Raw genomic sequence first — 13,579 nt, forward strand, 5'->3', positions numbered from 1 at the left:
GTGATGGTCGCACAATTTCTTCTTCACATTCGAGAGGTCGACGATGCTCAAGAAAACACGCCTCAGCACCGCGGTAGTCGCTGTAGTCTGTTCAGCTCTTCTTCTGAGTGCATGCGGTGGTACAAGTTCTGGCGACTCCAGCGTTGCTTCGGTTGAGGCCGGTGATCCCGTGGCCGGAGGTGTAGCCGGCATTCTGCAGCCCGCCGAGCCACGGTCCCTCGATCCGGTAAACCTGTCCAATACCTTTTCGCACCAGCCGGTACTCGGTAATGCTCTGTACGGAACCTTGATGGTCAACAATCTCGACACGCTCGAGCTCGAATACAAGATGGCGACGGACTTCTCCACAACCGACGGTGGTTCAACCTTCACGCTGGTCCTGCAACCAGGCCTGACGTTCACCGACGAGACACCGTTCGATGCCGCTGCGGTCAAGTTCAATTGGGACCGCCTGCGCGATCCGGCTCTCGGCGGGACGGCGATCCGGCAGGCCGGACAGGTCTCTGCATCAGAAGTAGTCGATCCGATCACGTTGAAAATCACTCTGCGGGCACCGAACCCACACTTCGGCCAGGGCTTGATCACCAACGCGATGAACTGGATCGCGTCCCCGACAGCCCTGCAGAAGGGGCAGCAGGCATTCGATGCGAACCCGGTAGGTGCCGGCCCATTCACGCTGGTCAAGTGGACCCGACAGGACGCGATCGAACTCGAACGTAACCCCGGCTACTGGGATGCGCCGAAGCCGTATTTGGATCGCCTCACGATTCGTTCGACAGCCGATACCAACCAGCGGTTCAACGCGCTCACGACGGGAATGGCAGATCTGTCCTCGGAATCGAGCTGGTCCGTTCTGGCCAAGGCAGACGCGTCCGGGTTCCCGACCGAAGTTGTGCCGACCGGTGGTGGGCAGTTCCTCGGAATGAACTTTCGCCGTGCACCATTCGACGATGAGCGGGCACGGCGCGCAGTGGTTCTAGCCACGGATCTGGACGCGATCAATGCTGCTGTTTTCGGTGGTGAGGCGGCATATCCGCAAACCTTGTTCCCGCAATCGTCGCCGTACTTCGTCGACGTCACGTTGCCGACGCAGGACAAGCAAACCGCACAGAAGTTGTTCGACGAGCTGGCCGCGGAGGGTAAGCCGGTCACCTTCACCTTCTTGTCCTACCCGTCGGAGGAGAGCAAGGCAGTCGCGGAGGCCTTGCAGGCCCAGTTGAGTGCATTCGCACACGTAGAGGCAGAGGTCGAGGTCGCGGACTTCGCCGCAGTTACGGCCAGGGCAGGCGCGCGTGACTTCGACATGATGATTTCGTCTGCGATAGTTCAGGATCCGGATTACGCGCTGTGGACCGCTTTTCACGGGTCATCGCCGGGTAACTTCACGGGCATCAACGATTCGGAACTCAGTGCCGCACTCGATGCCGGCCGCGTCGGTACGTCGGTGGAGGAGCGCAAGACGGCGTACGAGACTGTGCAGAAGCGTCTCGTCGCGCTTAATCCGGGCCTTTGGTACGTCCTGGGGGCACCCTCGGTCATTTCCAGCAAAGAACTGCACGGCATCGATTTGTATACCTTGGGGTCTCCGTTGCCCGAAGAGCTGTGGATCACGGAGTAATCGATGGCAGCGAGCGTAGCCGTGTCACCTGCGATGACACGCGTCGGATTCATCGGAGCGGGACGGATGGGCCTACCCATGGTGCGACGGCTCGTCGAGGCCGGCCACGAGGTGCGGGTGCTCGGCAGGTCCGATGAATCACGCACTGCGATAACGGCGTCGGGGGCGCAGGCTGTCTCCGGTATCGCCGAGGTCGGTGAGGGCGCCGGCGTGGTTGTCATGTGCGTGTACACCGACGAGCAAGTTCGGGAGATCTGTCTCGACGGCACACTTCTGACCGGGATGCCGCGGGGATCCGTCTTGGTCGTACACACCACGGGTAGTCCACACACGGTCGAGGCCATCGCCGCCAGGGTCGAGTTCCTTGGCATCGATGTGCTCGATGCTGCGGTCTGTGGCGGACCACACGATATTGCGGACGGCCGATTAACCCTGTTTGTGGGAGGGGCCGATGACGCAGTAGCGCGAGTCAGTCCAGTTTTGCGGACCTATGGCGATCCGGTGCTCCATGTTGGGCCGGTGGGCACAGGGCAGCGTGTGAAGCTGGTCAACAACGCACTGTTCGCGGCGCAGATCGGGCTGCTCGCCGAAGCGGCCGACCTTGGACGGCAGCTCGGTATCAACGAAGCGACACTGCTGAAAGCGTTGCCCTATGGATCCGCTGCCTGTCATGTCATGGAGAATATTGCTGCGAGAGGGTCGGTCTCGGCGTTCACCAGCGCTGTCAGCCATTTTCTCGACAAGGACGTGGCCGTCGTGAAAAGTACAGTCGCCGATGTCGGAGGTGACCTAGGAGTCCTGCAGGTCGTCATCGATGCTCGGCAAACAGTCGATTCTTCTTGAGTGCTGTGTCGGGTCATTCCGTTTCCGAACTGCGTAACTAAGTTTTGCTATTGCAATTCCACTATTACCGCAATATGGTGGCATTCATCACTCGTGACAGGCTTACGTAACCGGAGCGTCACTCGCCCGCTGACTGCGCAATCATTTTCCGCCTTCGCTTCTGTCTGTCAATAACGTTCGTGTAGTTCACAATTCGAGTTCTCAATTGGCTAACGAGGGGAATGTAGATGCTGGATGCCGGTGCCATCACAACCGAAGCGGAAACGCGCGTTGGGATTTCGGACCCCGAGGCCGATTTGCTGAGGCCCAATCTCGATCACCTGGTGGCGGCAATCAACGCGACCGCCGACCTGGCGCTCGGATCCGAGGCCTCTGTCGGTAGTTCGCTGGTGGCCAGGACGGCCGACCGCCTGGAGGGTCTCGAATGGCTGGGCAGGCACCCCGAGATCGCCGATGAAGTCATCGCGGATCCGGTGTTCCTGTGCGGCTTGCCCCGTTCGGGTACAACGTTCTTCCAGTATCTGTTCGACCGGGACGAGAGGTTCCGACTCATCCGTACGTGGGAGGTCAGCGAGCCCTCACCGCCCCCTGGTGCTGATCCGGGGTCCGTACGTCGCCGCAAGGCGGCCGAAGCCGAACGACGCAAGACACACCGAATCTCGGGGTTCGATGCAATGCACCTCTCGGATGCCGACGGGCCCGAGGAATGTCACGCCTTCCTCGAACAGAGCTACTCGTCGGCCGGTTTTCACAATCTCATGAACGTGCCGGAGTACTTCGATTACCTGATGTCAACGGATCTCACCCCGGCATACCGTGTGCACAAGAGGCAATTGCAGCTCCTGCAATGGCGCACCCCGCGGCCCCGCTGGGCCCTTAAACATCCGAACCATGTCATCGCGACGGATGCAATCCTCGAGGTCTATCCGGACGCGCGCTTCGTGATCACCCATCGGGATCCGGTACAAATTCTGGCGTCCATCTCGAAGATGACCCTCAAACTTCGTGAGTCCCGTTCGAACTCTCCGGTCGACCCACATCTTGTCGGCCGACAAATGCTCGACTTCATCGAGCGTCACATCGACCGGATCATGACGTTCAGCGATTCTCCTTATGGCACGCGGGCGACGCATGTCGACTACTACCGTTTGGTCGACGACCCAATCACAGTGATGGCGGAGGTGCACAGCGCACTCGATCTCGATTCTCCACCGGCGGTACGCGAGGCAGTGGCCGACTGGTACTTGAGAAATCCGAAGGGCTCACGAGGCTCCAATCCCTACGCCCTGGAGGATTTCGGTCTAGACGGTGACATGGTGGCGGAGCAGTTCGGCGACTATATGTGTCGATTCGGTATTCCACGTGAGCAGGTCGGACTGGGAACGGATCGCTCGAATGTCTGACGGCCAGGCAGGGTGGATGGCACTCGATGCTGCCGTAGCGATGGCTCGATCCGAGTTGTCTGCCGCCGCACCCGATTCGGTCACCGGTGTCGAGAGTGAAAGCTGCCTGGCCCGCGTTGTGACCAGTAGTCTCACTGACAACTTTCTCCGCCACCAACTGACCGCCGGGGGTCTGACGCGGTCGGTGCCCACTATGGGCGGGCCCAATCCGGATTATCTACTGTGCAGTGCCCCTATTGATCCGGCGCGGCACTACCGATTGGAAGGCCGCTTGCACGACTCGGAGCGGGTGGCGGTTGGCCTCTATTCGATCGGCGTGGGCGGAGCGCTCTTGGCGGCGGGACAGGCGAGCTTCGAACGCGCGCAACTGGGTCCGGACGGGTGCTTCGCGCTCGATCTGGCGGCGGGCGCTCAGGGCAACGGACGCCTGCAGATCCAACCCGATTGCCGAGTCCTGCTGGTGCGCACTCTGCATCGCAGTCCTGAGGGTCGGCCGGTCAGCCTGACTCTCACGGGTGGAGCAGGGCACTCCGATCACGGACTCCAGGCGGGAGCTTCCGCCGGCGCTCTGGAACAGGCCGCACAACGAACGCTTCGCACCGTCCGCCAGTACATCGAATGGGCGCGACTGATCGGTACGACGCCCAATCACTTCGCCCCGCCCCACCCGAGCATTGCCGAGGCTGCTCGCGGCGATGCCGATACCGAGTATTTCTTCGGATACTACGAACTCGGCGAAGGTGAATGGCTGGAGGCTCTCGCGCCCTCCGGGCTGACCGGCTATTGGTCGTTGCACGCGTACAGCCACTGGCTCGAAGCGCTGCCCGGCGCCGGAGTCCACGACCTCAGTGCCGTAACGGACCCCGATGGGCGTATCCGCATTCGCATCGGGCCCGCAGTGCCGCCCGACCTGCCCAACCGGGTAGACACACTCGGCCGTCGACGTGGGGTGTTGATCTTCCGTGCCATCGGTGCGCCCGGGCTTGGTGTTCCCGGCACCGTATTGCGCTCGTCTGTGTCCGCCAACTCAGGGCGCCGCTACGAGACATCCTGAAGAAAGTCTGATTGAAATCCGACACTATCCACACACCTACGTCGCCGAATGCGGAAAGTAGCCCCATGACTTTGACCCCTGGCACTATCACCCTGAACTCCGGGGCCGTTCTCCCTCGAATCGGACTGGGCACCTGGCCACTGACCGGTGCCGACGCCGAGCGTGCCGTCGCGTCGGGGATCGAGGTTGGCTACCGCCACCTCGACACCGCCGCCGCGTACGGCAACGAGAAGGCCGTCGGCGCGGCCGTCAATCGCAGCGGTGTCGCGCGGTCGGAAATGTTCGTCACGTCGAAAATCCAGGGTAAAGACGAGGATTCGGGGGACGTGCGGGGCGGCCTCGAGCGGTCACTCACGGAGCTCGACCTCGAGTATCTCGATTTGTACCTCATTCACTGGCCGCGGCCACGCCTGGACCGCTACGTCGAAACCTTCACGGCCATGCGCGATCTCGTTGACGAGGGGTTGATCCGGACGGTAGGCGTATCCAACTTCAAACCCGCGCACCTCGAACGTCTCATCTCGGAGACCGGACAGGTACCGGCGATCAATCAGATTCAACTCAACACCACGCTGGCGCGTCTGCAGACGCGGGAGTGTCACGCGCGCCACGGAATCGTGACTGGGGCCTGGAGTCCGCTCGGTAGTGACGGCACGCTGCTGCGCGAACCCATCGTTGTCGCTCTGGCCGAAAAGTATGGCAGGACACCAGCTCAGATCGCTCTGCGCTGGCATGTGCAGCAAGATATCGTCGCCGTGCCGAGATCAGTTGATCCGAAACGGCAAGCGCAGAACCTGGATGTGTTCGGTTTCGCGCTCGAGCCCGCGGAGATCGATGAACTGACCAGTCTGGACCGAGGTGAGGCAGCGGCTCACGACGCGGACCTCGAAGAGCGGACCTGAAGGCCGAGTGGGGTTTCGCCAGGCCGATATATTGACGCAAGCTGCGGGAATGCTCCGGCAAGCGCGCTGGGGCGAATGCCGACCTTGTTATAACAAAATCATTTTCAGTGAAAAGTAGTTTTCGAGATAGACGTCCGATATGTTTACCGCATGGCCCGAGCTGCACCCGCGTCCGTCCGTGCTGTGAATATCGTTTCGTTCCTCACTGCCCACCCGTCGCGGGGCTTCACGATCAGCGAGCTCGCGCAGCATCTCGGAATGAATATCGCCTCGGCCCACGCCACGCTGGCCGTGCTGTGTGATTCCGGGTTCCTCATCCGCGACCCCGTTCATCGCACCTACGTGCTGGGACCTGCGCTGGCGGCAACTGGGTTCGCCGCGCTCGAACAACACCCGGCGATCGAAGCGGCAATTGAACAGGCCGAGGTCTTGTCTCTCGAGCTCGATGTCGAGGTCGGACTCTCCGGTATCGCTGGCACAGACGTCATCTTCCTCGCCCGTCGCGGCCCGGAGCCACTCACCTCGAGCATCGCCTACGTAGGCGACCGCTCACCGCTGCTCGCACCGATCGGCGCCGTGTTCGTGGCCTGGGACGACGACGTCTCTGCGTGGCTCGAACGCGGCGACGTCACTGCCGACCGTGCCGACCGCTACCGCAGCTTCCTCCGAGAGGTGCGCACACGGGGCTTCAGTGTCATGCCCGCGATACCCTCTCCTGACGTGACTGGTGCATTTCAACGGCTGCGGAGTGAGCCGACGGACAGCGATGCGGAGCAGAATCTCGCCGAGATGCTCCAGAAGGTCGACGAGGTTCTCATCTCGTTTGATGAGCTGTCGGACTCGGATGAGATTGCATTCAAAGCCCTTGCCGCACCGATCTTCGATCCGATCGGCCGAGTTCTGCTCTCTCTCAGTATCACCGGCTCCGAGCAGCCGGTGCGTGTCGACCGCATTCGGCATCTCGGTCGTCGGTTGGCCAAGTCCGCGTCGATTGCGACTCGCCGGACCCGAGGTAGGGTTCCAGGCCGTTAAGGCTCGTGATGTCGTCAATGAACGCGATGTGTTCAGGCCGTCTATCGCGAAGTAGTGCCAATCGGCGTGCATGTGTGCTGCGTTGGGAACAAGAACGTCAGTCATGCGGTGGCCGATAGTTGGCTATTTCTGGAACCAAAGCTCCTCGGGCAGTGGTGAACCCAAGGCGTACATCTCGATACCACGCAGGTTCTTGCCCGCCATGACCGAAGGTGCGGGTCGGATGGTCCACAGGACCGGAGTCAGAGCGACGAGTCGATCCTGCACGGTTTCGTACGCTGTCTTGCGTCCTTCTACTGTTGTACTGGTGCGACCGGCGTCCAGTGCGGCATTGAGTTCCGGGTCGTTGATGCCGGTGAAGTTACCGGGGGATAGGCCGTGGAATGCGGTCCACAATGCGTAGTCAGGGTCAGCGATGACGGCGGTCGAGATCATCGTGTCGAAGTCGCGAGAACCTGCTCGTGCTGTGACGGCGGCATAGTCCGCGACCTCGACCTGGACCTGAACGTTCTTGAATGCGCTCAGCTGCGCCTGCAGGCTCTCGCCGAGCGACTTGCTCTCCGTGGTCGGGTAGGACAGAAAGGTGAAAGTGACCGGCTTACCTTCCGCGGCCAACTCGTCGAATAGTTTCTGTGCCTTCGCCTTGTTCTGAGTGTGCAACGAGATGTCGGTGTAAAACGGTGAGGACTCAGGGAACAGTGTCTGTGCGATTTGGCCTTTGCCGCTATAGACGGACCAGTTGAGCGCGTCGGTGTCGGCAGCCAGAACGACTGCCTGACGGGCCCGTTCGTCGTTGAAAGGCGCCCGGCGAATATTCATTGCTATGAACTGTCCACCCCCAGTCGGCACGACCTCGGTCGAGAATCCCGCCTCCTCGGCCTTGGACAAGGTCATCCAACTAGCTTCCGAGGACAGGTCCGCACCGTCGGTCGTGATCGTGTTGACCCGTTGAGTACTATCGGCGGGCATTCGAATCGTGATGCCGTCGAGATAAGGCTTCGGCGCATCCCAGTACCGAGGGTTCTTCTCGAGTTCGATCGTGTCCTGACGGGTCCACTTCGCCAGGGTGAACGGGCCCGCACCGATCGGTGCCTTGTCGAACTCGCCCAGTCCTTTCTGTAAGGCGGTCGGGGAGGCGATCCAGTTCATGCCGGTATTGATCAGCCCCTGGGCGAAGTTCGGATTGGAGGACACAAGCGCGACCTTCAGTGTGGTCGCATCGATGACCTCGGTCGAGGAGACCTGTGCGGCCTGGCGGATCGAGGTCGATCCCAGGGCAGGGTCGCGCAGGCGGTCCCAATTGAACTTGACCGCTGCGGCGTCGAGCGGGGTGCCGTCAGTGAACGTCAAGCCTGGTTGCAGGGTCAAGACGAAATTGGTCCCGTCGTCGGTGGTGGAGAAGTCCGTGGCCATCGTGTATTCGATCTCGAGGGTGACGGTGTCGTTGATCATCAGTGTTCCGTACAGGGCATTGCCTATCACGGGTTGGTGCGCCCAACTGTTGGTCAGTGCCGCCGGATCGAGCGACCGAGGCTCAGCCGGTTGCAAGATACGAGCGATGCCACCGAGCACCGGCTCGCCTGCAGTGGTTGCGTTCCGGTCACCGGTATCAGAGGCTGAGCCACTACATCCACTCAGGATGAGCGTGGCGGAAATGACCGCAGCGGCTGTTGCGGTCCGGAAGGATCTGGATCGAGCCATTATTGCCTCTGACATCTGTTGGTGAACCTCGGGAGCCCTCGAACGGCACGCTGGTCTGCGCCGGATTATGTTCGGGCGTCTGAAATCGTTTGACTACGTAGGACTTCGAGTATCATCTCGGCAACTTCTGCACGGCAGATAAGCAAGTCCGGCAGGTAAGGATCGGGCATGTTGTACCGCAATGGTGCGCCGTCGAGTCGAGAGACGTGCAGGCCCGCTGCTGCGGCGACGGCGACCGGAGCGCAGGAGTCCCACTCGTACTGACCGCCGGAGTGAGCGTAGATGTCCACCTCGCCCCGCAGAACCGCCATCGCCTTGGCGCCGGCCGAACCCATCGGAACCAGGGTTGAGCCCAAGCGCTCGACGAGGTGATTGACACATGCCGGCGGGCGGGTCCGGGAGACCGCAAGTCGCAGTGGGCCCGTCCCTGCGGGCGGAACACCGCGCGGATCTCCTGTATGCAACACAAGATCAGCCCCGGGCAGTGCAACGGCTCCGACCGATGCAGTCCCGCTGACGGCGAGCGCGACATGGACCGCCCAGTCGCTTCGTGGGGGCTCGCCGTATTCCCGTGTTCCGTCGAGGGGGTCGATGATCCAGACTCGATCACGTTCGAGTCGAATCGGATTGTCCGCGCTTTCTTCTGACAGCACTGCGTCATCAGGTCGCAGTTCCGCCAACCGGCGAAGCAGGAGTTCGTTGGCTCGTTTGTCTCCCACCGCGCCACCTTCGGCGCGGATCTCGAGCAACAGTTCGCCGGCTTCTGCTGCCAGCGTTGCGGCGAGTGTGTGATCGTCCATGAAAGTTCACACATCCATTTCCGGTGTAAGGATGCCCGCCGCGCGCAGATGGGCAACTACTATCTCAGCCGATGCCTCGGCTGAGATGTCGCCACTTGCGTCAAGTCGAATATCCGGCGACTCAGGCGGTTCGTACGGTGAGTCGATCCCGGTGAAGTGCAGGAGTTCGCCCCGCCTTGCCTTCGCGTACAGTCCCTTTCGGTCTCGGGCCTCCACCACCGCGAGAGACGCGTCAACGTGGACCTCGACGAAATCGCCATCGCCGATCAGATCACGTGCCAACTGACGTTCCGCGTGGAAGGGAGAGATGAACGACGCCAGGACGATGGTTCCCGCATCGACCATCAACCGGGAGACTTCTGCGATGCGGCGGATGTTCTCCACACGGTCGGCATCGGTGAAACCGAGATCTTTGTTCAGTCCGTGCCTGACGTTGTCGCCGTCGAGGAGATACGTGTGAAAGCCGAGGTCGAATAATCGCTGTTCCACGAGGTTGGCGATGGTCGACTTTCCTGCACCGGACAAGCCGGTGAACCAGACAAGTGCAGCGCGTTGGCCTTTCAGTCGAGCACGGGCCTGCTGATTCACTTCGACGGCCTGCCAGTGGACGTTGTCGGCTCGCCTAAGCGCGAAGTGGAGCATCCCTGCCGCCACTGTCGCGTTGGTGAAACGATCGATCAGGATGAAGCCACCCATTTCCCGGTTCTCGGTGTACGGGTCGAATGGAATCTGTCGGTCGAGGTTGAGGTTGCACACTCCGATCTCGTTCAGTTCGAGAGTGCGTGTAGCTGTCTGTTCGAGAGTGTTGACATTGACCTTGTACTTGGGCTGAGCTGCACTCGCGCCGACGGTACGGGTCCCGATCTTCATCAGGTATTGCCGACCGGGAAGCATCGGCTCCTCGCTCATCCAGACGAGGTGACACTCGAACTGATCCGACACGGCTGGTGGAGACGACGCTGCAGCTATTACGTCGCCCCTGCTCACGTCGACCTCGTCGGCGAGAACAACAGTGACGGATTGGCCTGCGACGGCTTGATCGAGGTCGCCGTCGGCTGTGTGAATCCGGGCAACGGTACTTTCGGCGCCCGAGGGAAGGATGCGAACACGATCGCCCGAATTCACTGTGCCGCCCACTATCTGACCGGCGAAACCGCGAAAGTCGAGGTTAGGCCGGTTGACCCACTGCACAGGTAGGCGGAAAGGGTTCGTCTGAATGTCATCGGCGATCTCGACTGTTTCGAGATGTTCCATCAGGGACGGTCCCGAGTACCAGGGGGTGTTCGGGCTGGACTCCGTGATGTTGTCACCACGCAGGGCGGACATCGGAATGCAGACGATGTCGTCGAGACCGATCTCCGTCGCAAAGGCCCGGTACTGCGTTTCGATATCGTCGAATACTTCTTGGGAGAAGTCGACGAGATCGAGCTTGTTGACCGCGAGAACGACATTTCGTATGCCGAGTAGTGACACGAGGTAGCCGTGCCGTCGGGTCTGGGTCAGGATTCCTTTCCGCGCGTCGACGAGGATCACGGCAACGCCTGCCATCGATGCACCGGTCACCATGTTCCGGGTGTACTGTTCGTGGCCCGGAGTGTCGGCCACGATAAATTTGCGGCGCTCGGTCGAGAAATAACGATAGGCGACGTCGATCGTGATGCCTTGTTCCCGTTCGGCGGTCAGCCCGTCGAGCAGCAGCGCGAAGTCGAGTTCGTCTCCCTGGGTGCCTACCTTCCTCGAGTCGTTCTCGAGGGCTGCAAGTTGGTCTGCGAAAACAAGTTTCGAGTCGTACAGGAGCCGCCCGATGAGTGTGCTCTTGCCATCGTCGACGCTGCCGCACGTGATGAACCGCAGCATCGTTTTGGTCTCGTGCAGTTGGAGATACGTGTCGATGCCGTTTGCGACAAGGTCGTTGACTGAGTGCGCCATCAGAAGTAGCCTTCCTGCTTCTTGCGCTCCATGGATCCGCTCGCATCGTGGTCGATCACACGACCTTGCCGTTCCGAGCTCGTTGTAAGGAGCATTTCCTGAATGATTTCGGTGAGTGTCGACGCGTTGCTCTCGACAGCACCTGTGAGCGGGTAACAGCCGAGCGTTCGGAACCGGACGTTCTTGGTCACCGGTACCTCGCCCGGCAACAGGGGCATTCGATCGTCGTCGACCATGATGAGTGTTCCGTCGCGCTCGACGACGGGATGTGGAGCTGAGAAGTACAGTGGGACAATAGGAATGTCTTCCCGGTGGATGTACTGCCAGATGTCCAGTTCGGTCCAGTTCGACAAGGGGAAGACCCGCACACTCTCACCCGGCGCCTTGCGCGCGTTGAAGAGACTCCACAACTCGGGGCGCTGTTGTTTCGGATCCCACCGATGTTGGGCAGTGCGAATCGAGAACACTCGCTCCTTTGCGCGAGACTTTTCTTCGTCTCGGCGGGCACCTCCGAAGGCAAGGTCGAAGCCGTGGAGGTCGATCGCCTGCTTGAGCCCCTCCGTTTTCCACATGTCGGTGTGCGTGGCGGAGCCGTGATCGAACGGATTGATGCCCTTCTCGACACACTCGGGGTTCTTGTAAACGATGAGGTCTACGCCTAGCTTTTCTGTGATGGTGTCGCGAAACTTGTACATGGCCCGGAACTTCCACGTCGTATCGACATGAAGCAACGGAAACGGCAGTTTCGAGGGATGAAATGCTTTCATCGCCAGATGAAGCATCACCGCGCTGTCCTTGCCGACCGAGTACAACATCACCGGATTTTCGCTCTCGGACACCGACTCTCGGAATATCTGAATGCTTTCCGCCTCTAGGCGCTCGAGATGTGTCAGTTGTTTCATATTGGGCTTGCCTTCTCGTGGAGTATTCCCGGATAGATGGGTGAAATCGCGTATACATGACGGGCAGAGCGTCTTTCGTGGCGCAGTCGACTGGTCACCGGCAACGATGCGAGCCGCAGTCGATGGACCACAGCCGTCCGTTGATCCATTCCGAATCGTCCGACAACACCCGACCGGGAGTGCCTAGTGACCTCGCCGCTGTCACTGCCTGGGTTGCTTGCGTGAGAGGGTGCAGATTGGCGATCACTTCAGTCCGGACTTTTCTCGGCTGCGGCGCTGGCGAGTGAAATTCGAGATCTCGACGAGAGCTCGACAGCGGAGCGGGGGTTAGTCCACCGAGATTTTGTTGAGGGGGTTGGAGCGTTCGAGCATTCCGTAGGCTTCCTCGCCGTCCCACCTGTAGCGCACCCCGGCCTGGTGTACCGACGGGAAATTGGTTTGAAGTCCTTGCGCCGAATACGTCTTGTCGTTGTGATGAACGTCGTGTGCGCCGAACACCGTTTCGCCCTCGATGCTGAATATCTCGTCAGCAGTCTCGAGGACAAGCGAGACGTCCTCGCCTGCCGGCCTCAGCCGAGTCAGCCACGGAGCCTGCACGACTCGCGCCGGGATCAGCTTGCCTTCGCCACTGAAGATGTAGCCTTCGTTGAAAGTGGGTTGTCCGTCGTCGCGTGGCGGATAGGCGATGTAGCCGAAAGCGCGACCGCTGGGAAATACTGCCGACTGCCAGCAGTGCCCCCAAAATCCCTCGAGCTTGCGGATACCTTGGCGGCGGATCCGCAGACCGGTGCCGGTGAAACGGTGCTCCTCGCCGTCATCTACTGCCACGCGACCGGTAGCTCGGAACAACTGTTCGTAGCGGGGGCCGCCCATGAGGCCGCCTTCTACCGACGATGTAAGCTGAGCACTTGCCTCGCTGCGCAGCGCTCCCTGCACCCACGGCGGAACGGCCATCTTCGCTTCGACGTGGAAGCTGACATTGACCAACGGACCATCCGTGTTGCCGTCTACCAGGTCCGAAGAGGAAGTCTGGACTGCTTTCCCGTCGTATGTCATCGCCCAGGTATCGAACGGCTCGAGGCAGCGGAACTCTAATCCACCGGCGCCCAACACCGTGGGCTGTCCATCGGTACCGGCGACCGGCACAGACGGGGTGGTTTCGCGCAACCGGAATACTCGTCCATCCGGAAAAGCAATATTGACCTGGATGTCGTGTGCATCCCAGTTCTTGGAGATGGCCTCGATCCCGATGCGCGGCAACCCAACTTCGCCGCGATCGTCGAGCACCCAGAAACTCACCGAGTCCCGCATCTCCGGATCCTCGGGGCGTTCGGAAAAGACGAACTCACGTGAGCGATCGATACCGCCGGTCAGATCTACAGACATCAATCTTCC

At 60.8% G+C, this 13,579-nt stretch carries 11 protein-coding genes; 6 read left to right on the top strand and 5 right to left on the bottom strand.

The genetic code is table 11. The features are described 5' to 3' along the window. The first annotated feature begins 169 nt into the window (after window positions 1–169). The 6 genes from V2B23_RS02320 (at window position 170) to V2B23_RS02345 (ending at window position 6,852) form a co-directional block, all read left to right on the top strand. Window positions 170–1,618 carry an ABC transporter substrate-binding protein gene (locus tag V2B23_RS02320; RefSeq protein ID WP_430948837.1) on the top strand — a complete coding sequence of 483 codons (1,449 nt, stop codon included), beginning with the start codon at window positions 170–172 and terminating at the stop codon, window positions 1,616–1,618. Between the two features lie 3 nt (window positions 1,619–1,621). Next, window positions 1,622–2,461 carry an NAD(P)-dependent oxidoreductase gene (locus tag V2B23_RS02325; RefSeq protein ID WP_430948838.1) on the top strand — a complete coding sequence of 280 codons (840 nt, stop codon included), beginning with the start codon at window positions 1,622–1,624 and terminating at the stop codon, window positions 2,459–2,461. A 227-nt stretch (window positions 2,462–2,688) separates the two neighbouring features. Further along, window positions 2,689–3,864 carry a sulfotransferase family protein gene (locus V2B23_RS02330; RefSeq protein WP_430948839.1) on the top strand — a complete coding sequence of 392 codons (1,176 nt, stop codon included), beginning with the start codon at window positions 2,689–2,691 and terminating at the stop codon, window positions 3,862–3,864. Continuing rightward, the gene (locus V2B23_RS02335) at window positions 3,857–4,918 is read left to right on the top strand and encodes a hypothetical protein (RefSeq protein ID WP_430948840.1); all 1,062 of its coding nucleotides are present in this window, start codon (window positions 3,857–3,859) and stop codon (window positions 4,916–4,918) included. The genes V2B23_RS02330 and V2B23_RS02335 overlap by 8 nt, the downstream gene beginning before the upstream one ends. Window positions 4,919–4,983: 65 nt before the next feature. Continuing rightward, on the top strand, window positions 4,984–5,820 hold the full coding sequence (locus V2B23_RS02340; RefSeq protein ID WP_430948841.1) for an aldo/keto reductase: 837 nt from the start codon (window positions 4,984–4,986) through the stop codon (window positions 5,818–5,820). A gap of 150 nt (window positions 5,821–5,970) precedes the next feature. Then, window positions 5,971–6,852, top strand: coding sequence for an IclR family transcriptional regulator (locus V2B23_RS02345; RefSeq protein WP_430948842.1), 882 nt, complete (start codon window positions 5,971–5,973; stop codon window positions 6,850–6,852). A gap of 123 nt (window positions 6,853–6,975) precedes the next feature. Here V2B23_RS02345 and V2B23_RS02350 read toward each other — a convergent pair whose 3' ends face one another. From V2B23_RS02350 to V2B23_RS02370, 5 genes are all read right to left on the bottom strand, one after another. Continuing rightward, the gene (locus V2B23_RS02350; protein ID WP_430948843.1) at window positions 6,976–8,568 is read right to left on the bottom strand and encodes an ABC transporter substrate-binding protein; all 1,593 of its coding nucleotides are present in this window, start codon (window positions 8,566–8,568) and stop codon (window positions 6,976–6,978) included. 50 nt (window positions 8,569–8,618) lie between these two features. Further along, window positions 8,619–9,353 carry a 3'(2'),5'-bisphosphate nucleotidase CysQ gene (locus tag V2B23_RS02355; protein ID WP_430948844.1) on the bottom strand — a complete coding sequence of 245 codons (735 nt, stop codon included), beginning with the start codon at window positions 9,351–9,353 and terminating at the stop codon, window positions 8,619–8,621. Between the two features lie 6 nt (window positions 9,354–9,359). Continuing rightward, window positions 9,360–11,282 carry a sulfate adenylyltransferase subunit CysN gene (cysN, locus tag V2B23_RS02360; RefSeq protein ID WP_430948845.1) on the bottom strand — a complete coding sequence of 641 codons (1,923 nt, stop codon included), beginning with the start codon at window positions 11,280–11,282 and terminating at the stop codon, window positions 9,360–9,362. Next, entirely contained in the window at window positions 11,282–12,184 is a 903-nt protein-coding gene (gene cysD / locus V2B23_RS02365) for a sulfate adenylyltransferase subunit CysD (protein WP_430948846.1), read from the bottom strand. The genes cysN and cysD overlap by 1 nt, the downstream gene beginning before the upstream one ends. 327 nt (window positions 12,185–12,511) lie before the next feature. Beyond that, window positions 12,512–13,570, bottom strand: coding sequence for a hypothetical protein (locus tag V2B23_RS02370; protein ID WP_430948847.1), 1,059 nt, complete (start codon window positions 13,568–13,570; stop codon window positions 12,512–12,514). Between the last annotated feature and the right edge of the window lie 9 nt (window positions 13,571–13,579).

This window comes from Rhodococcus sp. 24CO (genome assembly GCF_050586165.1).
Lineage (GTDB): Bacteria > Actinomycetota > Actinomycetes > Mycobacteriales > Mycobacteriaceae > Rhodococcus_F.